Origin of the sequence: Lactobacillus hamsteri DSM 5661 = JCM 6256, assembly GCF_000615445.1 — a bacterium.
GTDB classification, from domain to species: domain Bacteria; phylum Bacillota; class Bacilli; order Lactobacillales; family Lactobacillaceae; genus Lactobacillus; species Lactobacillus hamsteri.
Genome location: NZ_BALY01000027.1, coordinates 1 through 25,142, shown reverse-complemented (window position 1 = coordinate 25,142; position 25,142 = coordinate 1). Strand labels below are relative to the sequence as shown.

Here is a 25,142-nt window from a genome sequence, read left to right as displayed (position 1 = left end):
CGGCCATTTTGATCAATGTCATTAAGTTAAGGCATTGATAATTAATCTTATATTTTTTCTCTTTATTTAGATTTCTTTAAACCAATTTATCATGGTTATAGACTTCATATTTTTATTAGAGTGTTGATAAAAATACCGCTTTCCCTTATAAGTAACGATCCAATTCCATTTACCTACACCACCACTAACATGAATATGGGCACCCTTTTTGAGTGTTCTAGTCTTTCTTCCTGCATAATACGTATGAACTATAATTTTTTTGGTAGTTTTTGCGTTTCCCATATATCCTAACTTTTTAGTTTGCGCTTGAGTTAACCCGTTAGAAGCAGATACAGTAGTAGCGCATGTAAAAGTAGAACCTAACGTTAAAATTGCTATTATGATTAATATCTTTTTTAGTTCGTAAAATTGTAAATCTCACGAACTAAAACCTTTTTCCAAATCGATTGTCAGGTAAATCTATAAAGTATTTATGCCCACCTAGATCATTTTCGACCCTATCATGAATTTCTATTAAAATATAATATGTTATCACGTACATGATGCCAATAATTGCAAAATATATAAAATAAGCTATTATACTAAAACACAATAAAAGTAGATATACACTGGATGAAACTGCAGTACCTATTACAACCAAAATATAAAATTTCTTCCAACTATCAAATGCAATATGTAATATTACTTGAAAGTTTTCAATTAAACGACTTACGAAGTAAATTTCACTAATAAAGCAGAGCCCAACACAAAAACTAATAAAATCTTGTCTCTTTAACAATATTAAAATAATTGTATTAAGTACAGCTATCACTATACTTACTATCATAACTAAACGATTAATACCCTTTCTTTTATTTGCTATCAGCCTTTGAGAATCAAATGATATTCTTTCAATCAACCAATTATACTCATCAATTATGTAATAAAAATTTGCTATAAATCCCAAATTAATTATAAATGCTAATAATCCATGCATAATTAGCGAAAAGACCAAATACAACATACCCAACATTCCTATCCAAGGAAGAATGGCAGAAATTCGTCTTGATCGAATAAATTTTTTAGTTTTATTCACCCAGTTCACCTCCTTATATAGAAATGGACATAATTAAATTAAAATTATGTCCATTTCTATTATTAATTTTGCACATTATGTTGACCACAATCACCACCAGGAAGTGTATGAATGAAACGATTTACTCTATAAGTTGCAGCAGAAACCTTTGTCTGAGTCCCAGCAAAAAGACCTGCACCAACAAATGCCAACACGACTAAAGATAAAAACACCTTTTTCATAAGATTGCCTTCTGAAATTTTTATTAAAATTATTATAATTCATTTTTAATAAAAATCAACACTAGATTAATATTTTTATTATTTTTAGTCAAATTTCCTCGTAATCTTTTGCCAAAGTGATGGCATTATCAACTTTATTTTGCAACTCAGAGCTCTTCTCAGCACTAGTTAACAACCTTTGTTGAGTATCTTTGAGCTGTTTTGTTTGCTCAAGTATCCTCACCTGCAATTGTTGTTGCTGATTGTTTAACTGTAATTGCTTATCATTAAGATCTTTAAAGTCATCAGCATATTTCTTAATCTTTGAATTAAGTCTTCGAATTTCTTCATCCTTCTTCGAATTCATTTGAATTAATCTATCAGACAATTCTTCATTCTTTAACTTAAGCTTACTATTTTCTTCCTTCAAACTAGCAATCAAACGCAGAAGTTCTTCATCAATGTCTTAACTTAATGACATTGATCATTTTGATTTAGTTCTTTTTCTTTTTAAAGAAATCAACGGCAAAATTATTAGTGTAACCCCTAGATTCATTAAAGTAGAAAACTGGTAATAAAATGATTTTCCTAACTTATCACAAGATATTTTTCCCATTTTAGAAGAGTTTATTAAGGATTATAATTAAAGTATTCTAAATAAGAAAGAAGGAAAAAATTTGATACATCTTTTTCATCGACGTATCACATTCTCGCTCGCTTTAACTATTGGCTTTTTAATTTTGATAATTATTGGAAGCATTTTATTATCACTGCCTTTTGCAGATAAAATGGGACAAACAACTAATTATTCCGATGCACTTTTTACTGCTACTTCAGCAGTTTGTGTTACTGGATTAAGTACAGTTACCACGGCAACACATTGGTCATTTTTCGGTCAATTAATTATCATGATTCTCGTCGAAATAGGCGGCTTAGGTTTTATGACTTTTGCAGTTATGCTCAGTAATTTTGCTCATCAACGAATGAGTTTAGGGGCAAGAATGCTAACAGGAGAAGCGCTAAACCTTAATCGTCCTTCTCAGCTTCGAATAGTACGATTAATTATCAGGCTTTCTTTGGTTATTCAACTGATAGGAGCAATATTGCTTTTTATTGCTTTAAAACCCCGTTTAGGAATAGGAAAAGGTATTTGGTACAGTATATTCCACTCAGTAACAGCTTACTGTAACGCAGGGTTTGATTTATTTGGTCCATCTCTTGAACAATTTAATAATAATCCCTACTTTTTAACGGTTATTATGTTCTTAATTGGAGCTGGCTCATTTGGGTTCTTAGTATGGCGTGATTTATTAACATATCATATTCATCATAAACTTTCCTTACATACTCGTTTTGCACTAACAGTTGGCATAATTATTTTAATATTATCAATAGTTGGTTTCTTAGTTAGTGAACAAAATCTTAAACAATTTAGTGGTAGTCTAAATGAAATTCAGCGCTTTTTTAATACATTATTTTTAGCAGTAACACCACGAACCGCTGGCTTCGTTTCAATTCCTTATACTAAGCTTACTGCAGCCGGCGTTGTAATTACTATTATCTTAATGTTCATTGGTGGGACTCCCGGATCTACTGCAGGTGGTGTCAAAACATCAACAATCGGAATTTTATTTTTGCAGAGCATAGCAACTTTTACTGGAAAAGAAGCTTCATTTTCTCATCGTCGCTTTACTCGTGATAATATTAATCGGGCCCTAACCCTATTTTGTTCTGCAATTTTATTAATTATTTTTGCTACACTATTGCTAACTATGACGCAACCACTCTCAACTCATAATGGTATTATTGAAGCAGTTTTTGAAGCAGTTTCTGCATTTGGAACTGTTGGTTTGACCCTCGGTCTTACTCCACATCTCAATTTATTCGGAAAAATGATCATTATTGCCTTAATGTTTATTGGACGAGTTGGCATTTACACATTTATGTATTCTATTTTTAAATCTCATCCTACTAAACAAAGTTATCGCTATCCAGAGGAGGAAATTATCATTGGCTAATTTACATCAACAACAGAGTTTTGCAGTTCTTGGCTTAGGAAAATTTGGCATGGCACTCACAATGGCACTTTTACAAGCTAATCAGGATGTTTTAGTAGTTGATTCAAATGAAGAGGTTATTAATGATGTCGCTCACTTAGTTACACATGCCGTCATTGCCGATGCCACTGATGAAGATGAATTACGCGACCTTGATATTGGCTCTTTCGATCACGTCTTCGTCACTCTAGGTGAAAACGTTGAAGGTAGCATTATTACCACTATGTTAGCTAAAAAAATTGGTGCGCCCGATGTTACTACCCGAGCTAATAACCATAATCATCGTTTAGTTCTAGAAAAGATCGGAGCCGATCATGTCGTTGAACCTGAACAAGATATGGCTCGACAATTAATTTTCCGTAAACTTCATCCCAATATTGTTAATTATTTCAAACTTTCTAAACATGTGTCTTTAGTTGAAGTTAGCGTTAAAAATCCCCATTTTTTCAACAAATCATTAGGTGAATTGGACTTTCGTAAAAACTATGACGTTAACATTATCGGCATCATTCATAATGGAAAATTAAATCAGGTACCTCTTGCTGCCGATGTCATTAATCCGCATGATCAGATTACTTTAATCGGGTCAAATGAAGCCGTTCAAAAAATTAATGAAATTTTGCAAGAAGAAAAATAATTATAAATCATATATGAAACTTTAGCTTTATGAACCGAATCATTTTGATTTGGTTCTTTTTCTTTTACCACAAAAATTCAATTATCTTTTGAATAACTTTAGGATTATTTGGCAACCCACCATGATCTGCCTTCACACCCGTAAATTTAGCTAAATGATAGTCACTATTAGGTGTTAAATATTTAAGAGATAAAGCCGATGGAATCTCTACTACTCCATCGCTATTATTGCCAACATCCCCGTAAATATTTAAAATTTTAACCTTATTTTTTTGATAAATTGGCCGCGCTGCAAGCATTTCTTTATAAGTTTGGTTCATCTTATTTGGTTTACCATTCTTATCTAATTTCAGACCTTTCGGCTGACGAAAACCGGGCGGTAATTCCTTGAAATATGCCCCATCATAATGCCCAGCGATACTTACCTGCTTAACTAATTTAGGCATTTTCTTTTTATTGCCATTTTGAATCATGTAATACATAATCGCCATATTGCCAAGCGAGTAGCCAACCATATTTACTTTATTAATATAATATTTCTTTTGCAAAGCCTTCACGACATTGCTAGCATAAGTTCCATTTCTAGAAAAGTTAGGTTGAACATTATCTTTAAAGTTCACCTCAACAATAGGATTTTTCGCATTCTTTTTTATTGTGCCTTTTAGCTTTACTTTGCCATGATCATCAACGTTCGCACGAATTATGCTATTAGATTTTTGAGCCCTTTTTGCGGCATTTACTAATGGTTCTTCGTTTTTATAACTCCCCATTAAGCCATGAAAATAAAGTGTAGGCGTGTCTTTAAATTTTGGTTTCTTAACTATTTGAGCTGTTTTCGCTTTTTTAGCTGTATCTTTGCCAGTTGAACTCACATTGCATGCTGTTAAAAATGACATAATTGATGCCATAAGTAATAAGATTTTAAATTGATTTATCTTTTTCATATTTTTACTTTACCTAATTTGAATTAACAATAATACGACTTACAAAATATTTTACGAAAAAGTAAAAATATGTATACCTTTTTTCAAAATCTTGTGCCATAATATCTGCAAACATATCAGAGGAAGTTTGAAAAACTATGGGATATGTATTTTTAACTGAAAAAATAACGAAATTAATAATTTGAATTATAAGTTAGCTTTTACGTACTTTTTACGCATTTTTTCTAAAAAATGATTTTTTATTTTAATCATACTGACATTTACGTAGAAAAAAATAAACTTTAAAAAAGAGGTAGAGACTTATGATACATGTATTTCTAACTATTTTAATTTTATTAATTGTCATCTATTTTATAACCGGTTTTCGCATCGTTCCTCAAAACTACGAAGGATTGATCGAAACGTTAGGCAAGTATTCCAAAACTGTAAAGGCTGGCTTTGTCTTTATTTGGCCAATTTTTCAACGAATTAGAAAAGTTAGTTTAGCCTTACAACCTTTAGAAATTTCAAAATATCGAATTATTACTAAAGATAACGCAGAAATCACAACAAGCTTGACTCTCAACTACTTAGTCACAGATTCTTACAAATATTTCTACAACAACACCGACTCAGTTGAATCAATGGTGCAATTAATCCGTGGTCACTTGCGTGATATTATCGGTCGTATGGAATTAAACGAAGCCTTAGGATCAACTAGTCAAATTAACGCTCAACTTTCTGACGCAATCGGTGATTTAACCGATATCTATGGAATCCGCGTTGTTCGTGTTAACGTCGATGAACTTTTGCCAAGTCCTGAAATTCAAAAGGCCATGGACAAACAATTAACTGCCGATCGTGAAAAAACTGCAGCAATTGCCAAAGCTGAAGGTGAAGCCCGCAATATCGAATTAACAACTAAGGCTAAGAATGACGCTTTAGTTGCTACAGCAAAGGCCAACGCGGAAGCTGTTAAAACTCAAGCTGATGCCGATGCTTACCGTATTGATAAGTTGCAAGCATCATTATCAAAGGCCGGTGATGGCTACTTTAGAAACCAAAGCTTGGACAGTTTCAATCATTTGGCAGATGGTCAAAACAACTTAGTCGTTGTTGATAAAGATGATATGACCGATTTAGGAAAGATTCCTGCAGCTAAAAAAGTTTGGGATCAAGCTGATAGTTCAAATGATGAATAAATCACATATAATATATAGCAAAAGGATCAGTTCGATTAAACTGATCCTTTTTTACATTCATTCGAAAAATTTATTAAATTACATCTAAAGTAAACTTTAAAATAGTACCAACAATTTTTTCTATTCTTGGAACCCAACCACCTCGCTTAGTTTTCATTTTACTTACTCACTTTGATAGGTATTGCTCTAACAATATTGTCATATACAGGGCTAGTTTCTTTAATACTCCTTTTAACATCGGCAAACATATCTGCATGATCACCTAAATAAAAATCTGCATGAAAAATACTATCTTTCAAATTTAGCTGTAAATAAAAATCGTTATAAGCAAAATTATTTTTATCATATACGCTGGAAGTAACAATCGTTTCGCAGGAGCCTAATGCTGCCAATAATCCTTCTATTGGCGTGATTCCTTTATTTAAATCACCATTTTGACTAACAAAATTAATCTTAAAATCACGTGCTTGAGCTAAATATTCATGTGAATGTTCTGTACTCGTTACACTTGCCCCAAAAGTCGAAATTGCCATTATTTAGACTCCTTTCTAACGATTGCATTTACAACTGGAATTTTTTCACTAATTAAATGATAAATTCGAGAATTTCGAATTATATTTTTGACCAAATCATCTATTTTATCTTGAGAATTATCTGTATCAAAAATAAATTTAATTCTAATTTCTTGAAAACCATTAGGAATATCAGGATTACCATGCATCCCCTCCAAGTCAATGTCACCCTCTAAATTTACGGTTAACTTTCGATAAGCAAAATTATTTTCTTCCGCAAATTTTTCAGTTTCTTCTTGTAAAGACGCACCCAATGCTGTTAATTCTAATTCAACAGGCGTAATTCCAGTATCTGTTCCACCATTAAATTCCGGTTCATCAATCACAATATGATGAATACCTCTAATATTTGCATCAACTTGCAATCCAACATTAGTCTTTGTAGTAATTACCTGATCATCCATCATAGTTTTATCTCCTACTTAGCTGCTTCTTCCTCTTTTTTGACCTGCTTTAAAGCCTTAACAAAAACTTCGTAAGGTTGCGCACCACTAATTCCATACTTATTGTTAATTACAAAGAATGGCGCACCTTGAATGCCACTTTGTTGTGCTTCAATTTCATCGGCAACAACTTCTTTTTGGTATTTGCTTGAATTCAAAAGATGCTTAACTTCATCTTCATCAAGTCCCACTTCAGTTGCAGCTTTAGTTAAAACATCTTTATCCGCAATAGATTCACCATCTGTAAAGTAAACTTTGTAAAGACGCGCAATAAGTTTTTCAGTTAAATCACGATCATTTTTACTTTCCGCAAACTTAATTAAACGATGGGCATCCATAGTATTAGTTGGAACAACTTTATCTAAATGAAATTCCAGGCCTTCGCCAGCAGCCATTTCAGTAATATAATCCATTTGCTTCTTGCTTGACCTTCTAATTCCTTGCGCCCGCCTGTAAAGTGATTAATATATTCACCACTTTTTGCAGTTTTAGCTTCCATCGGATTCAATTGAAAAGATTTTAATTCAAGCTTGGTATCATTATAAATACCAACTTCTTTCATAGCCTTTTTCATTCTCGTTGAACCAATATAACAAAATGGGCAAGCAATATCCGACCAATATTTAATTTCCATATTTCGATTCTCCTTAAGCAGTAACTTCTTCGTTTTTGTCATTTAAACTTTCAATATATTCATAAGCATTTTGACCAGCGATGCCGCCATCACCTACAGCTGTGATAATTTGACGCAATTGTTTTTGACGAACATCACCAATTGCATAAATTCCAGAAATCTTTGTTTCCATTTGATCGTTAGTAATGATCCAGCCATTCTTGTCAGTAATTCCTAAATCTTGAAATGGTTGACTATTAGGTACATTACCGATATAAATAAATGCTCCAGCTGCGTTAACAATTTTATCTTCGCCAGTTTTCTTATTATGCACCTTCACGCCAGTCATTTTATTTTCATCACCAACGATTTCGGTTACTTCACTATCCCAAGTGAAATCCATTTTTGGATTCTTGAAGGCACGATTTTGCAATATCTTTTCAGCTCTCAATTGATCACGGCGATGAACAACATTTACATTGTCAGTAACATTTGCTAAATATAAACCTTCGGAGACGGCTGAATCGCCACCACCAACTACGACTACATTTTCATCTTTGAAGAAAGCTCCATCGCAGACTGCGCAGTAAGAAACACCTTTTCCGCTATATTCTTGTTCTCCAGGAATACCAAGTTTTCGATTAGATGATCCTGTACCAATAATTACTGCCTTAGCTTCAATACTGTCATCATCGTTCTCAAGCTTAACGATTCGTTTTTTACCATTAATTTCAATTCCTTGAACATCGCCATAAATGAATTCTACGCCTTGCTTTGTGGCACTTTGATACATTTTTTCACCAAGTTCAGGACCCATAATTGATGGGAAGCCCGGATAATTTTCAACTTCGGCAGTATTATTCATCTGTCCGCCATAAACGCCACGATCGATCATGGCCACTTTTAAGTTTGCTCTTGCGGCATAAAGACCAGCTGTCATTCCGCCTGGGCCGGCACCAATAATTGCTACATCGTATTTTTTCATAAATTTCACTTCCAAATAAATATAAGTTAATTCTCGTTATTAATAATTCTACGTTTTCGTTGAATACTCTTTTATTATATAGCTTACTTTTTGTAAGTCAATAGTTTTTAAAAAAAGATTCAGTTTTTTCAACTGAATCTTCGTAAATTATTTTTCTAAAGAATGATTCCATTCCCAAACAGTGTTATTAAAGGCCTTCACACGATAACCTGCTAAAGACAATTTTCCGCCAATTATATCTGAATAACCACATAAGCGTCCTCGGCAATAGACAATAACTTCACGATCACGTGGAATTTCATCCATCCGTTTTTCTATTTGATTATACGGAATATTATGTGCTCCAGGTAAATGGCCCATCTGATATTCTTCACTCGGGCGTAAATCTAATAAATATGGATCTTTTGTATACAATTGTTTCTTCAAATCCGGGACTGTAATACTACGAATATTAGAATTTTTCGTCTTTAATTTATGCTCTAACTCTTGCAATTCAGGAATATTTTCTTCGCTAATGTCAATTAATAAAGAAATTACCTTCGCTACTTTTTGAGAAGCTAATTTATAGAAAACAAAATTTTTCTCTTTTTCTTCTTTAACAAGGCCTACCTTTTTAAGCAGCTGCAAATTTTTGGACGTCGTTCCCACACTTAATCCAACGGCACTCGCCAATTCTTCAACCGATTTTCTGCTTTGAACCAAATTATCTAAAATCTTTAAGCGTGAAATATTGCCTAATGATTTGCCAATTTTTACAATTTGTTCAAAGGCATCATCTCGATATTGTTCAGCTGAATTCATTAAAATTCACCCTATTCTTTTTTATCTTCTTTATTAGAACTTACCTTATCCCAATCAAGAACACAACCATCTGGACCACAAATTCCAGCACTAAGACTACTATCTGCATTAATTACGTGAAATTCACTTTTCTTATTTTCGTGTTTCTTTTTATCTGTCATTTTTTAAACCTCCAAAATAATAGTTAAATACAATTTTCATTTGATCAAAATCTAAATGCTTACTAAATTGATCAACTTTATTACCATTTTTTATTAAAACAACGCTAGGTGCAGAATAAACTTGATACTTTTTAGCTAAATCAAAATTCTCATTTGCATCAACCTTGTAAATTGGAATAATATTTCCAAATTCTGAATCTAATCTTTCAACAGCTTGATTCTCTGTATAACACAGCGAACATCCTGCGTCATTAAAATACAAGATAGCATTATCTAACGTTGTTTTTTCTTCTTTTTTAATTACTTTCATATTAATCTCCAAATCCAAATAATGTTCAACGAATTCGTAGATTAGTTAAAATATACTATCTTACTTTTAATAAGTCAAATAATTTTTCAATTATTATATTTGTATATACCAAGTTTAATTTCATATAATAGAGCTAGTAACAAAAGTCCAAAATCGAGGCGACGAAAATGAAATATCCTTATGAACACGAATTTTTTGAATATTGTAAAACAGAAAAACATTACACAGATGGCACTATGCTCATTGTTACTCGGTCAATTCTTACATTTTGGAATTATTATAAAACCAGTAACAATGAGAGTGAAGCTAAATTAAATAATATTCAAGCTAGCGATATTCAAAACTTTCTAAATAGTCTGGAAACTAAACTAAATTTAAAGAAAAACACTATTAATAAATATCTAAGTCATATTCGATTATATTTCACTTTTTTATATAGTCATCATTTAATAGACAATTATCCAATGCTTGAAATCAATGGCCGAAAATTTAATCGTAAGCATATTTATGTCATCAATTGGATGGATAAATTACCACAAATTGCGCAGATTCCTGATATTCATCCTGTAACGGTAAAAATGATGCTGGGAATTTCGCTAGGTTATTTGCCCGAAGAAGTTTTACGCTTACGTTATGATGATGTTTTTTCACAAATAACTAGCTACGAATTACGACGTTATTTAAAGTTGAACTGTGATTTTACTAATGGCGATAATCCTTATATTTTAAGCAAGAAAAAAGGGGGCTTTTATGCTTCTGACTTCCATTTAGCTCAGGAAGCAAAGCCCGATCGTGATTTAATCGGTATGGATATCACCTTGCAGAATTTACGTTTAAGTTATGTTTATTCAATTTTAAATAATAAAAATTTAACTGACGAACAATTGCAACGGAAATTAAAAGTTAATGCAAAATCGCTTCTTTACTATCGCCAAAATATGGCAAGATACAATACATTAACTGAATTTCAATTAAACGAAAAAAACGATTAGAAAATCTAATCGCTTCTTATATCTTTGGCAATTTGAACAATATCCAAATCCAGTAAACTGTCATAAAAATTATTCCTGACGTTGCAATAAATGTCACTATATGCTCAAAAGGACCGTTTACTTTATAATGTAAAAACTTACCATGCTTTTTTCTTACAAAAAACGGTTGCAACCAATTTACACCTTGATTGCTAAAGCTGTCCTCTACTAAGTGTAGAAAATAACCAATAACCAATCCCAGCCATAAACTTCCCCAATAATTCGGAACCATATGTGGGGGGATTTTTATTGGCATAAAATAATTCATTAAAAAATATAATCCGCCAGCAAAAATTAGCCATCCTAAAAGTGAATGTGTAATACCACGGTGACGCAAGAATAGACTAAAATTAATCAATGATTTTCGACTTACCGTACTATTATATTCATCAATATCAGGCAAAGAAGCACCAACAGCTGTTGCAAGCAATAAAACAATATTTGAAGCAGGATTAATTAAAAAATTATCCGTTGCAATTAGCCCTAATTCTACAACAGCCACGCTAAGTAAACGATGCGAACGAGTCAGCACTTCTTTCACCTCCATATTACAAAATTTACTTTACTATTGTAGCATACAAAAATACCGAAGCTTCTACTTTCAAAAGCTTCGGTATTTTTTACATGTCAATATTCCATAATTTTTTAACGAACTTATGCAAAATAAGTTCAACGATACCAACCCACATAAGGGCAAAGGCCACAGATGCACAAACATCTGATGGATAATGTGCATATACATAAACACGTGAGCACATAACAATCACAAGCCAAATGATAAGTACTACGTCAATCCAAATGCGATACGTTCTATTTTCCATTACCTTAGGCAAAAGAATCATTATAATCCAAATAACAATAATTCCCATTCCTAAAGTATGGCCACTTGGAAAGCTGAAGCCATCATCAATTGCCAAATGTTGCACTGGACGTGCTCTTTGAACAATATGCTTAATTATCCAGCCAACTGCATCAGCACTTACTAATGTAATGACAATGCTTGTAGCCAGAGGGCGCATTTTTTTCAGCCAAAGAATAACAGCTATCAGCAACATCCAAACCAAATCAACCTTTGGAGCAGCTAAAAGCGTAATCTTAAGCATTAATCCCTGAAGACCAGAGATACTTTTTACCAATCCTTGGAAAAAGCTATCAAAACCATTAATCCACGCAGCGTGGAGCATGATTGAAACAGCAAGAATCAAAAAGATTGGTAATCCAACATAAATGGAGTTTTTAAATCTTTTCATTTACCTTCTCGATTCCTTCTAATTGACGTTTTTCATTTTATCATCTAAAAATTGCTGTGAAAAGATTGAATCTAAAGAAAAAGGCCAAGCATTAAGCCTGACCTTAATATTTTCTAGAGGGGGAAGTAAGAAAATATATTATTAAAATGTTATTTCTTGTCCATTCACGGTAACTTCATAGGACAATTCTTTTAAGTTAGCATGAAGTTTAGCTACCCTGCTGCCATCCTTGTTTTCACGAATGATTTCAATTTCATTTTCGCTTGGAGTTAATACTTCGATCTTACCTTCTAAGTCAAAGGCCTTTTCTGTGTTTCTAAAAGTAAACAATTTCAAAAGTGAAGCAACAACTGGACGCTTGATTTCTTGGGCAACCTCTTCACGGCTATAATAGTGGCGATTAATATTGCGACCTTCTTTGGTTTCTTCCAGAAGCTTAATATCATTTTTACCAGCAAGCATACCAACATAGTAAACTTGCGGAATTCCCGGTGCAAAGACCTGTAAAAGTCTGGCCATGAAGTACTTTTTGTCATCATCGCCAAGTGCTGAGTAGAAAGTAGTATTGATTTGATAAATATCGAGGTTGTGATATTCAGCACTTGAATATTTCTTTTTGACATTGGCGCCGACCTTATATAATTCCTTGCTGGTATAGTCGATTTGATCTGGAGTGAGGATATCGCGTGCATCGACTACGCCAATGCCGTCATGAGTATCTAAAGTCGTAAATTGTTTCATGGGGCACATTTTTAGCCAGTTTGCCAAACGGTCTGTTTTACCACTATAAAGCGAATATAAAGTAACCATTGGCAAGGCAAAGTCATAAATAAAGTAGCCATGCTTGGAAATCTTAAACGGCATTGAGTAATGCTCATGAATTTCCGGAAGAATCATTGCGCCTTTGTCAGAAATATCATCTTGCACTTGCTTAAGCAAGTCCCAAATTTCCGGTTCGACAAAGAAGTCGTTGCTATCAAGCTTTTTAACCGCATAAGCAAAGGCATCCAAACGAATAATATCTGCACCATGATCAATCAATGAACGTAAAGTATTTTTAATAAAATCTGTAGTCACTTGATGACGAACATCAAGATCAATTTGTTCAGGGCCAAAAGTATTCCAAAGCTTCTCTTTTGAGCCATCCGCAAAAGTAATTTCTTGATAAGGAGCACGATCCTTACGCTTGTAAATTAAATCTACATCTTCCTTAGTTGGACGACCCTTAGGCCAGAATTTATCCCAACTTAAAAACAGGTCGGCATATTTACTTTGATCCTTTTTAGCTTGAAAATCTTTATAAAACTTAGACTGGCGAGAAATATGATTGATCATAAAGTCAAACATCAGATAATATTCTTCACCCAATTTTTCCACATCTGACCAATCACCGAATTTTGAATCTACTTTAGTGTAATCAGTCGGTGCAAAGCCACGATCTCCCGTTGATGGGAAAAATGGCAATAAGTGAATTCCGCCAACTGCGCCTTTTAAATCGGTATGAAGAACATCCTGTAATTCTTTGATATTTTTACCTAAGCTATCAGGATAGGTAATCAGCATTACTTTATTCGTTATTGGCATACTTTGCCTCCGTTAATCTATTGCCTTAAAATGATACATTTTAGCCTTAAAATCGCCATGCTCAACTGAATCATAAAAGCCCAAATTCATTAACTCATCGCCACCAAAAATTTCTTTAGTATCTATATTTTGATACTGTTTATTTGGATCGAGTCCGACTAATTTGGTTTTCGTTAAATATGGTTGAGCATAGGCCATAATTTTAACCACAGTTACAACAGCTTCATTCTGATCTTGGGAAACCGTCATCCATGCACATTGATTGCTATTCATTGGTGACTTCAAGCGATAAAATTTGCCAAACTGTGTGACCTTGCGAATCTTTTTATATTCCGCAACTTGCTCAGCAACCTTTTTACTATCTTCGTCACTCATCTTTGTTAAATCAAGTTCGTAACCAAGATCGCCCCACATTGCAACCGCGCCTCGCGTATCAAATGGCGTAATCCGACCATTTTGTTCATTAGGACTAACTGAAACATGAGAAGTAAGCATTGATTGTGGGTAAACAAGACTTGTGCCATATTGAATTGTTAAACGAGCAATCGCATCTGAATTATCGCTTGCCCAAATTTGCGGCGTGTAATATGCGGCGCCGGCATCAAATCGTCCGCCACCACCTGAACATCCTTCAAATAAGATATTTGGATATCTAGTTACTAAACGATTAAGCAAATCATAAAAACCTAAAACATAGCGATGATATACCTCACCTTGTTGATCAGCCGGTAAATCTGCTTCATAAATATCCGACAAATGACGGTTCATATCCCATTTAATGTAATCAATTTTTCCATCATCAAGAATTTTAATCATTTGTTTAAAGATATTGTCACGAACTTCTTCACGACCCAAATCTAAAATATATTGGTTGCGTGATGGACTTGGTTTTCTGCCTGGAACTTGCATTAAATAATCCGGATGTTCTTTGTATAAATCAGAATCATATGAAATCATTTCTGGTTCAAACCAAAGGCCAAATTTTAAGCCTTGATTATGAACATAATCAGCAAAGTGCCCTAAACCATTAGGAAACTTCTTTTTGAAGACTTTCCAATCACCTAATGAACTATTATCATCATCACGATGACCGAACCATCCATCGTCTAAAACAAACATTTCAATGCCAAGCTTTTTTGCTTTATCAACAATGGGTCTAAGTTTATCTTCATCAAAGTCAAAATATGTGGCTTCCCAATTATTAACTAAAATTGGACGGACTTGATTCTTGAATTTACTACGCATGATCCGATCATGAATTAAGCTATGAAAAGCTTGACTCATTTGATTCAAACCATGATCGGAGTAAACCATTAATACTTCTGGTGTTTGAAAGCTATCTCCTGACTTCAATTTCCATTTAAAATTAAAATCATTGATACCAATATTTAAATGAATTTGATCAAATTGATCGCGTTCAACTTCAAACTTATGATTGCCTGAATATACTAAAGCAAAACCATATGCATCCCCATTAAATTCATTTGTATCTGGATCAACCAAGCTAAGAATGTTCATTTGATGACTTGAAGTACCACGATGACTTGAGTAAACATGAATCCCTTGGCCAATTTTTTCTCTTTGCATGTGACGTTCATTAGCATGTGCGCCTGGCAAAGTAATACTTTCAAAGTCTTTATTACCAAAATCCATTTGCATGGAGGCTGCTTTTTCGATATAGGCCGAATCTTTGCCATTATTACGAACTTTAACTGAACGGACAATTACGGGACGATCACGATAAATCGTGTAAATAAGATCGTATTCAAATTCGCTGCATTTATCTTCCAAAGTAATAATTAAAGTTTGAGCTTCAGTTTTATCTTTCACCCATGAATGTGGCAACCCTTTTAAATCAGGTTTCCCATCTTCAATTTTGTAAGTCTTATAAGTTAAAAATAAAGCATTTGAACCATCAGAATGACGAACAACAGTTGCTGGAGTATGATAATCCATTTCACCGGCACTGCTATATTCTTTTGGCAAAGAATCACGTGAAAAAGTTCTATCTAATGATCCCGGAAGATTACCTGAAAAACCACGATCTAATCTTGGATAACGTAGTTGATTGTGATATTCCTTAACACGTTTACCAAAATATAAGTGACTAAGGGTTCCACCATTTTCAACTGAAATAAGGTAAGAGACTTGTTTATTATGTAAATGAAATACTTTGTTACGCTCATCAAAAGTAATTAATCTATTTTCCATAATTTAATCCTTAATTTTCAACAGCTTTTTCGGTTTCTGGATCGAAGAAGTGAGCCTTGTTCATTTCAAAACCCATCTTTACCTTGGTGCCTGGCTTAGTGAAGTCACGAGCATCAACCTTGGATACCAATTCAGTGTCACCCACCTTGCAGTAAAGTTGTGTTTCGGCACCTAAAAGTTCTGAAACGGTTACAGTTGCAGTTACAACTTGATCTGGAAAGGCTTCAAGGAATACTTGTTCAGTGTGAACATCTTCTGGACGAATTCCGAAAATCAATTCTTTGCCCTCATAGCCCTTATCTTTTAATACTTTGAGCTTACCTTCAGGAACAGGAATTTCGAAATCATGATTTTCCTTATCAACAATCTTGCCATCCTTCAAAATTACGTGGAAGAAGTTCATAGCTGGTGAACCAATGAATCCAGCCACAAAGACATTAGCAGGGTTATTATAAACTTCCATTGGTGAACCAACTTGTTGTTGAATACCGTCTTTAATAATGACAATTCTATCAGCTAAAGTCATGGCTTCAGTTTGATCGTGAGTTACGTAAATGGTAGTTGTCTTTAATTGTTGGTGCAACTTAGCGATTTCTGCACGCATTGAAACACGAAGCTTAGCATCCAAGTTTGAAAGAGGTTCGTCCATCAAGAAGATTGGTGCATCCCGAACGATCGCACGACCTAAGGCAACACGCTGACGTTGACCACCAGAAAGGGCAGCAGGCTTACGCTTCAAGTATTCAGTCAAACCTAAGATCTTCGCAGCACGTTGTACTCTCTTATCAATATCATCCTTGCTGTATTTACGAAGTTTTAAACCAAACGCCATATTATCATAAACGGTCATATGAGGATATAAGGCGTAGTTCTGGAATACCATGGCGATATCACGGTTTTTTGGGGCAACATCGTTCATAACTTTTCCACCAATTTTTAAAGTGCCTTTTGAGATGTCTTCAAGTCCAGCAATCATTCTTAATGTGGTTGACTTACCACAACCTGATGGACCGACGAAAACGATAAATTCTTGATCTTTAATGTGCAAATTAAAATCTGTAACTGAATATTTATCATTACCTTTGTATTGCTTGTAAACGTGATCTAAATCTACTTTAACCATTCTTCTTACCTCTCGTTTTAGAATTAACTATTTAACAGCACCATTACTCATACCAGCAATAATGTTCTTTTGGAAAATTAAGTAAACAATCGTAATTGTAATAATACCTACTACATATGATGCAAAACTTGGACCATAATCGTTGAAGTATTGACCTGTGTAGTTGTATTGGAACAAAGGCAATGTCCACATTTTTGAATCTCTGTTTAAAATCAACAATGGAAGCATGAAGTCATTCCAGAACCACATTGCATTAATAATTAAAGTTGTAGCATGCATAGGTTTTAATAATGGGAAAATAATCTTAAAGTAAGCAGTAATCTTATTTGCACCATCAATTTCTGCAGCTTCATCCAAACTTTCTGGAACACTTTGTTTAATGTAACTTACATATAGGAACAATGTTTGTGGAACAGCATATGTTAAGTACAAAATAATTAAGCCCCACATATTTGCCAAACCTAATTTACTCATCATAACGGTAATAGGAATCATGATAACTTGGAATGGAACGAAGATTCCGATGATAAGCAAAATATACATCCAGTTATAAGCCGTTTGCTTCGACATATTACGAGCAATAGAATAAGCAGCCATTGGAACAAAAATCATTACTAAAGCAATTGATAAAACAGTAATAACAATTGAATTCCAGAAGTAGCCCATTACTCCATCAGCAAACAATCTTTGAAAGTTAGCAGTTGTCCAAGGATTTGGCCAAGCAAAGAAATGTTCCATAATTTGTTTGGTCGTCTTAAATGAACTTAAAAATGTATAAAGTAGCGGGATCAAAATTAAAATGCCGCCGACAATTAATAAAGCATAGTCCCAAAACTTCTTTGATTTATTTTCTTTTTCCATCTTTATACTCCCCTTTAATCAACGGCGTATTTATTAGAAATCTTAATTTGTACAAACGAAACGATAGCAATTAAGATGAACAAGACAATTGCGATTGCGTTAGCATAACCAAATGAATTGTTCTTAAATGCGTAGTTGTAAACAAGCAATCCTAATGAAGTAGTTGAATTGTTTGGTCCACCTGCTGTCATTGCAAAGATTTGATCGAAAGCAGTTAAACCTGATTTAAGAGCCAAAATGAAGACCATTGAAATACTTGGCAACATATATGGAAGTTCAATCTTCCAGAAAATTTGACGACTATTAGCGCCATCTACTTCAGCGGCTTCCTTAATTTCATCAGGAATACTTTGAAGACCTGCTAAGAAAATAATGATTGGCATTGCCACGCCTTGCCATAAGAGAACGAAGATTGTAGCAATAATTGCCCCGGCATTAGTACCAAGCAAGCTGGTTTGAAGCCATTCAATGTGAAGAGCATTACCAATTGCTGGCAAACCATAGTTGAAAACTTGCTTAAAAATCAAGGCAACAGTCAAACCTGATAAAACAGCTGGGAAGAAGAACCAAGCTCTAAAGAAAGTTTGACCTTTAATTTTTGAATTTAAGGCTCTCGCAACTAAAATACCAATTACAATTTCACCTACAATTAATGAAATGGTTAAAATTGCAGTAAAGCCAATCGACTTCATGAAGTTTTGATCCATCATGAGCAATTTATAGTTATTAAAACCTACAAATTTGTAGTTATAAGTCAAACCCGTCCAGTTTGTAAAACTATAGAAAGCACCTTGAACCAATGGAAAATAGAAGAATATAGCTTGCAAAATTAATGGGACAATTAAAAATAGCCAGCCCCAATGTTTTTCAATAAAACCTTTGGATTTCATATTTGTACCCCCTAGTTAGAAGCTTTCATTGGGTTAAAGAACGTATTCATATCATTAACCATTTGTTGCTTATTACCTGTCATTAAGTAACTTGCTGTTAAATTGAAGAAATCATTTTCACTTGTCCAATCTTGTGCAAGCCATACCATATCGTGATCAGTAAATGCCAATGTTGATAATCCACCTAATTGTGAATCAAAGCCTTTTTGCTTTACACCCTTTACAGCTACAGGACTTCCATCAACGTTGTAATACTTTTGCATTGCTGCTGGAGTTGTCATATAAGCAACAAATTTTTCTGCTGCTTTCTTATGCTTACTCTTAGATGAAATTTACAAAGCAAGGTCACCAGAACCAACTGTCATTTCATGTCCAGCCTTAGCTGCTGGGAAAGCAAAAGTTCTAACTTTAAATTTTGGTTTTTGCTGATTAATCATTGGTAATGCCCATGAACCATTAGGCATAATCAAACTTTTACCACTCGCAAATGAAATTACTGCATCGTTATAACTTGCTCCACGCCAGTTACTTTGAGAATTTTCACGAAGTAAATTCAAACGCGTGAAATCTTTTTGAATATATGGATTATTTACTTTAATTCCATTTGGTGCTGAATATCTAAGAAGCTTATTTGCTTGCTTAGCACTGCCAGTTACTGTTGCAAGAGATAATTGGTGATAACCGTTCAGGGTCCAAGGTTCAGTACCTGCGATTGCAAATGGTGCTTTGCCGCTAGCTTTAATCTTTTTTACAGCTTGCTTAAACTCATCCCAAGTCTTAGGAGGCTTAATACCCAATTTTTCAAATTCGGTTGCATTATAGAAAAAGCCATAAACGTTAGCGCTAAGTGGTGCATTATAAATCTTGCCATTTACCTTAAACGAATCAGCATAATGATTCTTAATATTTTTGATGTATGGCTCATGTGTCATATCTTCAAAATATCCAGCCTTTGCCCACTCTTGAAAGTCAATATTCTGTGGGTAGATATTAATTACATCAGGAACATCTCCTGACAAAATTCTTGTTTTTAAAACTGTTCCGGCATCAGGAACATCTACTTCTTTTACATGAATGTTAGGATTTTTCTTTTCAAAGTCTTTAATAATTTCTTTTAAAGTTCCTGACATTTCCTTTTTTTGGTTGAAATATTCAATAGTAACTTTTTTACCAGAACTGCTATCTTGCTTTTGTCCACAAGCCGTAAGACCTACAGTTGCCATAATAGCTAAGCTAGCTAAAGCTACTGTTTTCAGCCATTTCTTCATATAAACTCACTCCTCAATCAGATAAACACACGCTTATATGTCCCCTCTGGATTCAAATGGTTAAGCGCTATCATTACATAATTAATTATTACTTAATTGCGTTAATGTAACCATAGCAAATCTGTTAACTTTCATGTCATTTTGTCTTATATACATTTTGACATGCTATATTATAGAAGCTCTATTTGATAAAGAATTATTTCGATGATAGAATTCATGGTGACATATATAATATGCTATTTTTTACATGAGGCTTCATATGAAAGGCGAATATAAGACATTAAACGATACTAATCTAGAAAGTCGCGTTTTATTTTTTGGAAAAGAAAGTTGTCTTCCCAATTACTCCTTTACAGGAAATAATGTTAGACAAAACTATGTTATTCACTACATTATTAAAGGTAAGGGTACTTTTACATCTGCGAATCATTCTGTTACACAACTAAAAGCTGGTGATATTTTCATTTTGCCCAAGGGAGTACCTTGCTTTTACCAAGCAGACAGTGAGGAGCCATGGTCTTATTTCTGGATCGGTTTATCTGGATTAAAAATTAGTACGATGTTATCAGGCTCAATCTTGTCATCTCAACATTATTTACACCAAGTTCAAAATTCAAAATTTTATGCCAGTTTGCAAAAACTCTACGAAGCTCTTCATAACCCTAACTCACTAACTAATGACATATTAATCGAATCGCTAATTTATCAAACTTTTTATTATTTAGATACTGAATATCCAGCAAAGCTTAGAAAAATTCGCGTTGAAAGTTCGGTTCAACTAAAAATGGCAATAAAATATCTACACGATAATTTTGATGATCACAACTGTTCAATTACTTCCCTTTGTCACAAGTTAGATATTTCTAGAAGCTACCTATATAATATTTTTAAACACGAGTTGAATACCTCACCACAAAAATTTTTAATTCAAATTAGAATGGAAGAAGCCAAAAATCGACTGAAAAATACATCAAGTTCGGTTCAGCAAATTTCCAATTTAGTTGGATACATAGATGAATTTACTTTTTCTAAAGCCTTTAAAAGATATACCGGTTTTAGTCCTAAAATCTATAGACAAATGAACAAAAAAAGCGAAGACTAAGTATAATTTAGCTTTCGCTTTTTTGATTAAGAAAATAATAAATGAAAAATCACATTCCAACATTATCAATTTCTATTTAGGTAAATTTGATTTATTCTATAAGTAGATTACAGGAGGAAAAATCATGAAAGCATTAGTCTTAACTGCTACTAAAAAATTAGAGGAAAAAGAAGTACCCGAACCTCAAATCAAGGATGATGAAGTTTTAGTAAAAACTGCATACGCAGGTATTTGTGGTACTGATCGTGAACTGTATAATGGCTTACCAGGTTCTGCCCAAGCCAATCCACCTATTATTTTGGGTCACGAAAACTCAGGTATTGTTGTCAAAATTGGTACTAAAGTTACAAATGTTAAAGTTGGCGACCATGTAACTGTTGATCCTAATATTTATTGTGGGCAATGTTACTACTGTCGCACTTCTCGTCCCGAACTCTGTGAACATCTTTCCGCTGTCGGTGTAACTCGCGACGGTGGATTTGCAGAATATTTCTCAGCTCCAGCTAAAGTAGTTTATCCAATTTCAAATAAATTATCATTAAAAGCTGCCGCTGTAGCAGAACCTCTTTCTTGCGCTATGCACGGAATCAATTTATTAAAGCTTCATCCTTACCAAAAAGCACTAGTTATCGGTGATGGCTTCATGGGTGAACTTTTCGTTCAACTTTTAATGACAACGGGTGTTCATCAGGTGGACCTAGCAGGAATTTCTGATGAAAAATTAAAACTTAATCATAATAAATTTGGTATTCACACTATTAATACTGCCAAAGGTGAAAAAATTGCTAATAATTACTATGATGTAGTTGTCGAAGCAGTAGGAAATCCTATCACTCAAGAAGAAGCAATTTCTGCCACAAGACGTGGCGCACAGGTTTTGATGTTTGGTGTGGCTAACCCTAAATCGAAATTTTCTATCAATTCTTATGAAATTTACCAAAAACAATTAACCATTCAAGGTTCCTTCATTAATCCATACTGTTTTGAAGATGCAATCAGTTTACTTGAAAGTGGAAAAGTTGACGTATTACCATTAATTTCTCATGAACTCAGTTTAGGAGAAGTTGAAGATTTCACCTCAGGGAAATTAAAAGACGTATCCAAGGCTATTGTTAAAATTAATTAACCTATAAAAAAATAAAAAGACTCAAGCATCGATATAGTCTTAATTAAGTAGAACTATATCACAACGCTTGAGTCTTTTTGTTTATACTCAGCTTTTTAACGGTAGTCCTTAAGAAAATCTACCAACTTTTGATAATCTGCATCATGTTCTGAATCATATGCATCAATGAGATCTACAACCTTATTATCTTTAGTAATAATGCGGTATTCCCGTAAATCTTTTTCTTCGTTTGCTACCACAGTGATTTCACCCTTACCTGGTGTTGAAAACAATGTAGGATTCAATTCTTCATTTAGTTTATCTGATAATTGTTGGTTAAATGCAATAGTATTCATTTTGATTTCTTATCTCTTTTCTAAAAACTTCCAACACGGTCATTATAACATTAAGTGAAAAAGATAACATAGTTTAATGAAAATACCGTTAATTAGTTATCAAATGTAAAAAAATTATATTTACTTATGAATGATAGTAACAACTTTATTGTTAATAACGTAGCACGAAAAGTGAAACCGTAAAATAGTTTGTGTAAGGATGAATAATTCCTTAAATTAATTTCTTAAAACATTAGAAAAAGGAGTTCCTTTCTCGTATGATTGGTTTGAACAAAAAAACACATACAGAAAGAAGAACTCCTTCATGAATGATTTTACCAAAAATATGGCACAAGCTCTATTCAATCAAGACAAAATAAACGATTTATTGCGCAAAGAACTCCAGCAAGCAGTTAATGACCTATTAGAGGCTGAACTGACTGCGTTTTTAGGCTATGATCCTTATGCCAGAGCTGGCTGGAATACAGGCAATTCACGCAATGGTGCTTACTTTCGCAAGGTTGATACGCAATTTGGCGAGATTGAAATTCAGGTGCCTAGGGATCGCAACGGCATGTTTCATCAGCACACGCTCCCTGACTACAAGCAGCACTCCGATGTCTTGGAAAGCATGATTATCAAGCTATATTCCAAAGGCGTAACCACCAGAGAAATAGCCGACTTGATTGAAAAGATGTATGGCAGTCATTACAGCCCAGCTCAGGTATCTAACATCTCCAAGCAGATGATTCCAAAAGTCGAGGCCTATCATCAGCGCAAACTCAGTGACAAGTTCTTCTGCGTTTATTTGGACGCTACCTACATTCCTTTGCGTCGCATAACCTTTGATCGTGAAGCAGTTTATATTGCCATTGGCATCAAGCCTAATGGCCACAAGGAAGTCATCGATTACCGCATTGCTCCCAGCGAAAACGTCGAGAATTGGACGGAAATGCTTCAAGACATGAAGTCTCGCGGTCTAGAACAGGTTGAGCTCTTTCTTTCAGATGGCGTTGTGGGCATGAAGACAGTGCTGGAGCAGACTTATCCGAAAGCTCATTTTCAACGCTGTCTAGTTCATGTCATGCGCAATATCTGCGCTAAAGTACGCGTAGATGATCGCGAAACGATCATGAATGAATTCAAGCAAATTCATCAACAGCCAAATAAAGAAGCTGCGGTCAAAGTCTTGCACGCCTTCTATGACAAGTGGAACAGAGCGTACAACCATGTCATCAGAAATCTCAAAGAGATTGAACCTGATCTGCTGGTCTTTTACAGCTATCCTAAGCAGATCAGGGCTTCAATTTACTCTACCAATATGATCGAATCCTTTAACAGCGTTATCAAGCGTAAAGCTAAGCCTAAAGCAGAGTTTCCAACTGAACAGTCGCTTAATACTTTTATTGGCATTCAGGCAATGAGCTACAACGAACGCTATTTCAATCGAATCCACAAAGGCTTTGGTCAGGTTCAGGATACCTTAGAATCCTATTTTGATTAAATAAAAGATTAAAAAATCTATTTACACAAACTATTTGACAGTGTCCGAAAAGTACTTCTATGATATCCTTCATCGCTTGTAAATATATTTATAATTATAAATATTATTATTTATGCATTTATAAATAAGATAATTATTACATTTATAATTAGAAATATAATTCAATTAATAAACATAAATATATTTAAAACCAATCAATATATCTTTTTCTAGGCTAAACGAGACAAGGGAAAATCGATAAAAGAAATATTACTGATAAGCAATTTATTATCATTCCTGCAAACTTTACAAAAAAAATCTTTCATTTTACAGACTACACGATTCTATCTTTATATATTTCAGATCTTATATTTTAAATAACTCGATACTTCAATTTTTACCAAAAAATAAGAAAACACAGCAAGTAAAAAATAAATACAAAAATATGCCACTAGTAAATAATATAGCAACCTACCGATATTCAACTCACATTGTAGCTAACATTAAATGAAATTACTTATCCCGACGAACATAATGTAGCAAGCACCATTTTACATACAGCAAAGCACAAAATCAGAAACTAGCCACGCTAACCAATTAAGTTCTATAAATTGGATGTAACCAAATTTTAGACACACCATTTAATGTTTACAACGTCTAAGCTTTGATCCTAATTGTAGAACATCTTTCATCATACATATTAACTCATAATTTTCGAAAACATTAAATACCAACTATGCCCCAATCAAAAACCTTTCTTAGTTATATCATCATATATATGTTGTGAAACAATTTTGCTTTTACTTAAGTCTGGCATAATATTCCGCTTATGTATAAAAAATCAATCATAATTATTTTGTTATATAGACCTAAAAATCACTTTCAAAAAATTATAAATATAGTGTACTTTATATTTATTTA

Annotated in this window: 25 protein-coding genes and 2 pseudogenes; 7 read left to right on the top strand and 20 right to left on the bottom strand. The window is 33.7% G+C overall.

Going from position 1 to position 25,142, the window contains the following annotated elements:
• Nucleotides 1–424: 424 nt before the first annotated feature.
• The 3 genes from JCM6256_RS07215 to JCM6256_RS10055 form a co-directional block, all read right to left on the bottom strand.
• Nucleotides 425–1,075 carry a hypothetical protein gene (locus JCM6256_RS07215; protein ID WP_025081065.1) on the bottom strand — a complete coding sequence of 217 codons (651 nt, stop codon included), beginning with the start codon at nt 1,073–1,075 and terminating at the stop codon, nt 425–427.
• 62 nt (nt 1,076–1,137) lie between these two features.
• Entirely contained in the window at nt 1,138–1,296 is a 159-nt protein-coding gene (locus tag JCM6256_RS10710) for a hypothetical protein (RefSeq protein ID WP_169787501.1), read from the bottom strand.
• A gap of 88 nt (nt 1,297–1,384) precedes the next feature.
• On the bottom strand, nt 1,385–1,717 hold the full coding sequence (locus JCM6256_RS10055) for a hypothetical protein (protein ID WP_236694709.1): 333 nt from the start codon (nt 1,715–1,717) through the stop codon (nt 1,385–1,387).
• 235 nt (nt 1,718–1,952) lie between these two features.
• Between JCM6256_RS10055 and JCM6256_RS07200 the strand changes: the two genes are divergently transcribed.
• Both JCM6256_RS07200 and JCM6256_RS07195 read left to right on the top strand, forming a co-directional pair.
• The gene (locus JCM6256_RS07200; RefSeq protein WP_025081064.1) at nt 1,953–3,293 is read left to right on the top strand and encodes a TrkH family potassium uptake protein; all 1,341 of its coding nucleotides are present in this window, start codon (nt 1,953–1,955) and stop codon (nt 3,291–3,293) included.
• Nucleotides 3,286–3,969, top strand: a complete 684-nt coding sequence (locus JCM6256_RS07195; protein WP_025081063.1) for a potassium channel family protein — start codon at nt 3,286–3,288, stop codon at nt 3,967–3,969. The genes JCM6256_RS07200 and JCM6256_RS07195 overlap by 8 nt, the downstream gene beginning before the upstream one ends.
• A 64-nt stretch (nt 3,970–4,033) precedes the next feature.
• On the opposite strand, the gene JCM6256_RS07190 is transcribed toward JCM6256_RS07195, so the two are convergent.
• Entirely contained in the window at nt 4,034–4,912 is an 879-nt protein-coding gene (locus JCM6256_RS07190) for an alpha/beta hydrolase (protein ID WP_025081062.1), read from the bottom strand.
• A 302-nt stretch (nt 4,913–5,214) separates the two neighbouring features.
• Between JCM6256_RS07190 and JCM6256_RS07185 the strand changes: the two genes are divergently transcribed.
• Nucleotides 5,215–6,093, top strand: coding sequence for an SPFH domain-containing protein (locus tag JCM6256_RS07185; protein ID WP_025081061.1), 879 nt, complete (start codon nt 5,215–5,217; stop codon nt 6,091–6,093).
• Nucleotides 6,094–6,251: 158 nt separating this feature from the next.
• Here JCM6256_RS07185 and JCM6256_RS10400 read toward each other — a convergent pair whose 3' ends face one another.
• The 7 genes and pseudogenes from JCM6256_RS10400 to JCM6256_RS07145 all read right to left on the bottom strand — a co-directional run bounded on the left by JCM6256_RS10400 (nt 6,252) and on the right by JCM6256_RS07145 (nt 9,978).
• On the bottom strand, nt 6,252–6,626 hold the full coding sequence (locus JCM6256_RS10400) for an OsmC family protein (RefSeq protein WP_025081060.1): 375 nt from the start codon (nt 6,624–6,626) through the stop codon (nt 6,252–6,254).
• Nucleotides 6,626–7,072 (bottom strand): OsmC family protein, encoded by a 447-nt coding sequence (locus JCM6256_RS07170; protein WP_025081059.1) that lies wholly within the window; start codon nt 7,070–7,072, stop codon nt 6,626–6,628. The genes JCM6256_RS10400 and JCM6256_RS07170 overlap by 1 nt, the downstream gene beginning before the upstream one ends.
• Before the next feature lie 11 nt (nt 7,073–7,083).
• Nucleotides 7,084–7,742: pseudogene (locus tag JCM6256_RS10045) on the bottom strand (DsbA family oxidoreductase).
• Between the two features lie 13 nt (nt 7,743–7,755).
• The gene (gene trxB, locus JCM6256_RS07160) at nt 7,756–8,706 is read right to left on the bottom strand and encodes a thioredoxin-disulfide reductase (protein ID WP_025081058.1); all 951 of its coding nucleotides are present in this window, start codon (nt 8,704–8,706) and stop codon (nt 7,756–7,758) included.
• Nucleotides 8,707–8,853: 147 nt separating this feature from the next.
• Nucleotides 8,854–9,507, bottom strand: coding sequence for an ArsR/SmtB family transcription factor (locus JCM6256_RS07155; protein WP_025081057.1), 654 nt, complete (start codon nt 9,505–9,507; stop codon nt 8,854–8,856).
• 11 nt (nt 9,508–9,518) lie between these two features.
• Nucleotides 9,519–9,668, bottom strand: a complete 150-nt coding sequence (locus tag JCM6256_RS10705; RefSeq protein ID WP_169787500.1) for a hypothetical protein — start codon at nt 9,666–9,668, stop codon at nt 9,519–9,521.
• Nucleotides 9,658–9,978 (bottom strand): thioredoxin family protein, encoded by a 321-nt coding sequence (locus JCM6256_RS07145; protein WP_025081056.1) that lies wholly within the window; start codon nt 9,976–9,978, stop codon nt 9,658–9,660. The genes JCM6256_RS10705 and JCM6256_RS07145 overlap by 11 nt, the downstream gene beginning before the upstream one ends.
• Before the next feature lie 167 nt (nt 9,979–10,145).
• Here JCM6256_RS07145 and JCM6256_RS07140 point away from each other — a divergent pair, with 167 nt between their 5' ends.
• Complete coding sequence (locus JCM6256_RS07140; RefSeq protein ID WP_025081055.1) at nt 10,146–10,970, top strand: site-specific integrase; 825 nt, start codon at nt 10,146–10,148, stop codon at nt 10,968–10,970.
• 16 nt (nt 10,971–10,986) lie between these two features.
• On the opposite strand, the gene JCM6256_RS07135 is transcribed toward JCM6256_RS07140, so the two are convergent.
• From JCM6256_RS07135 to JCM6256_RS10040, 8 genes and pseudogenes are all read right to left on the bottom strand, one after another.
• Nucleotides 10,987–11,541: a metal-dependent hydrolase gene (locus JCM6256_RS07135; protein ID WP_025081054.1), complete on the bottom strand. Its 555-nt coding sequence runs from the start codon at nt 11,539–11,541 to the stop codon at nt 10,987–10,989.
• 88 nt (nt 11,542–11,629) lie between these two features.
• Complete coding sequence (locus JCM6256_RS07130) at nt 11,630–12,259, bottom strand: phosphatase PAP2 family protein (protein ID WP_025081053.1); 630 nt, start codon at nt 12,257–12,259, stop codon at nt 11,630–11,632.
• 141 nt (nt 12,260–12,400) lie between these two features.
• Nucleotides 12,401–13,843: a sucrose phosphorylase gene (gtfA, locus tag JCM6256_RS07125; RefSeq protein ID WP_025081052.1), complete on the bottom strand. Its 1,443-nt coding sequence runs from the start codon at nt 13,841–13,843 to the stop codon at nt 12,401–12,403.
• 12 nt (nt 13,844–13,855) lie between these two features.
• On the bottom strand, nt 13,856–16,054 hold the full coding sequence (locus JCM6256_RS07120; protein ID WP_025081051.1) for an alpha-galactosidase: 2,199 nt from the start codon (nt 16,052–16,054) through the stop codon (nt 13,856–13,858).
• A 10-nt stretch (nt 16,055–16,064) separates the two neighbouring features.
• Nucleotides 16,065–17,177, bottom strand: coding sequence for an ABC transporter ATP-binding protein (locus JCM6256_RS07115; protein ID WP_025081050.1), 1,113 nt, complete (start codon nt 17,175–17,177; stop codon nt 16,065–16,067).
• A 27-nt stretch (nt 17,178–17,204) separates the two neighbouring features.
• Entirely contained in the window at nt 17,205–18,038 is an 834-nt protein-coding gene (locus JCM6256_RS07110; RefSeq protein WP_025081049.1) for a carbohydrate ABC transporter permease, read from the bottom strand.
• 14 nt (nt 18,039–18,052) lie between these two features.
• Nucleotides 18,053–18,928 (bottom strand): carbohydrate ABC transporter permease, encoded by an 876-nt coding sequence (locus JCM6256_RS07105; protein ID WP_025081048.1) that lies wholly within the window; start codon nt 18,926–18,928, stop codon nt 18,053–18,055.
• Nucleotides 18,929–18,939: 11 nt separating this feature from the next.
• Nucleotides 18,940–20,196, bottom strand: a pseudogene (locus tag JCM6256_RS10040) (extracellular solute-binding protein).
• A gap of 259 nt (nt 20,197–20,455) precedes the next feature.
• Here JCM6256_RS10040 and JCM6256_RS07095 point away from each other — a divergent pair.
• Together JCM6256_RS07095 and JCM6256_RS07090 are read left to right on the top strand one after the other, a co-directional pair.
• Nucleotides 20,456–21,298: an AraC family transcriptional regulator gene (locus tag JCM6256_RS07095; protein ID WP_025081047.1), complete on the top strand. Its 843-nt coding sequence runs from the start codon at nt 20,456–20,458 to the stop codon at nt 21,296–21,298.
• A 124-nt stretch (nt 21,299–21,422) separates the two neighbouring features.
• Nucleotides 21,423–22,424, top strand: a complete 1,002-nt coding sequence (locus JCM6256_RS07090; RefSeq protein WP_025081046.1) for a zinc-dependent alcohol dehydrogenase family protein — start codon at nt 21,423–21,425, stop codon at nt 22,422–22,424.
• Between the two features lie 95 nt (nt 22,425–22,519).
• Here JCM6256_RS07090 and JCM6256_RS07085 read toward each other — a convergent pair whose 3' ends face one another.
• Nucleotides 22,520–22,759: a hypothetical protein gene (locus JCM6256_RS07085; RefSeq protein ID WP_025081045.1), complete on the bottom strand. Its 240-nt coding sequence runs from the start codon at nt 22,757–22,759 to the stop codon at nt 22,520–22,522.
• A 304-nt stretch (nt 22,760–23,063) separates the two neighbouring features.
• On the opposite strand from JCM6256_RS07085, the gene JCM6256_RS07080 reads away from it, so the two are divergent.
• Complete coding sequence (locus JCM6256_RS07080; protein WP_025081044.1) at nt 23,064–24,242, top strand: IS256 family transposase; 1,179 nt, start codon at nt 23,064–23,066, stop codon at nt 24,240–24,242.
• Nucleotides 24,243–25,142 lie beyond the last annotated feature (900 nt).

What these genes read in the sequence shown, in the direction of transcription:
- JCM6256_RS07130 (WP_025081053.1), bottom strand. Translation starts at nt 12,259, where the DNA reads ATGAAAAGATTTAAAAACTCCATTTATGTTGGATTACCAATCTTTTTG.
- JCM6256_RS07110 (WP_025081049.1), bottom strand. Translation starts at nt 18,038, where the DNA reads ATGGAAAAAGAAAATAAATCAAAGAAGTTTTGGGACTATGCTTTATTA.
- JCM6256_RS10710 (WP_169787501.1), bottom strand. Translation starts at nt 1,296, where the DNA reads ATGAAAAAGGTGTTTTTATCTTTAGTCGTGTTGGCATTTGTTGGTGCA.
- JCM6256_RS07190 (WP_025081062.1), bottom strand. Translation starts at nt 4,912, where the DNA reads ATGAAAAAGATAAATCAATTTAAAATCTTATTACTTATGGCATCAATT.
- JCM6256_RS07140 (WP_025081055.1), top strand. Translation starts at nt 10,146, where the DNA reads ATGAAATATCCTTATGAACACGAATTTTTTGAATATTGTAAAACAGAA.
- JCM6256_RS07085 (WP_025081045.1), bottom strand. Translation starts at nt 22,759, where the DNA reads ATGAATACTATTGCATTTAACCAACAATTATCAGATAAACTAAATGAA.
- JCM6256_RS07170 (WP_025081059.1), bottom strand. Translation starts at nt 7,072, where the DNA reads ATGATGGATGATCAGGTAATTACTACAAAGACTAATGTTGGATTGCAA.
- JCM6256_RS10705 (WP_169787500.1), bottom strand. Translation starts at nt 9,668, where the DNA reads ATGACAGATAAAAAGAAACACGAAAATAAGAAAAGTGAATTTCACGTA.
- JCM6256_RS07115 (WP_025081050.1), bottom strand. Translation starts at nt 17,177, where the DNA reads ATGGTTAAAGTAGATTTAGATCACGTTTACAAGCAATACAAAGGTAAT.
- JCM6256_RS07145 (WP_025081056.1), bottom strand. Translation starts at nt 9,978, where the DNA reads ATGAAAGTAATTAAAAAAGAAGAAAAAACAACGTTAGATAATGCTATC.
- JCM6256_RS07155 (WP_025081057.1), bottom strand. Translation starts at nt 9,507, where the DNA reads ATGAATTCAGCTGAACAATATCGAGATGATGCCTTTGAACAAATTGTA.
- JCM6256_RS10400 (WP_025081060.1), bottom strand. Translation starts at nt 6,626, where the DNA reads ATGGCAATTTCGACTTTTGGGGCAAGTGTAACGAGTACAGAACATTCA.
- JCM6256_RS07120 (WP_025081051.1), bottom strand. Translation starts at nt 16,054, where the DNA reads ATGGAAAATAGATTAATTACTTTTGATGAGCGTAACAAAGTATTTCAT.
- JCM6256_RS07080 (WP_025081044.1), top strand. Translation starts at nt 23,064, where the DNA reads ATGAATGATTTTACCAAAAATATGGCACAAGCTCTATTCAATCAAGAC.
- gtfA (WP_025081052.1), bottom strand. Translation starts at nt 13,843, where the DNA reads ATGCCAATAACGAATAAAGTAATGCTGATTACCTATCCTGATAGCTTA.
- JCM6256_RS07185 (WP_025081061.1), top strand. Translation starts at nt 5,215, where the DNA reads ATGATACATGTATTTCTAACTATTTTAATTTTATTAATTGTCATCTAT.
- JCM6256_RS07095 (WP_025081047.1), top strand. Translation starts at nt 20,456, where the DNA reads ATGAAAGGCGAATATAAGACATTAAACGATACTAATCTAGAAAGTCGC.
- trxB (WP_025081058.1), bottom strand. Translation starts at nt 8,706, where the DNA reads ATGAAAAAATACGATGTAGCAATTATTGGTGCCGGCCCAGGCGGAATG.
- JCM6256_RS07090 (WP_025081046.1), top strand. Translation starts at nt 21,423, where the DNA reads ATGAAAGCATTAGTCTTAACTGCTACTAAAAAATTAGAGGAAAAAGAA.
- JCM6256_RS07105 (WP_025081048.1), bottom strand. Translation starts at nt 18,928, where the DNA reads ATGAAATCCAAAGGTTTTATTGAAAAACATTGGGGCTGGCTATTTTTA.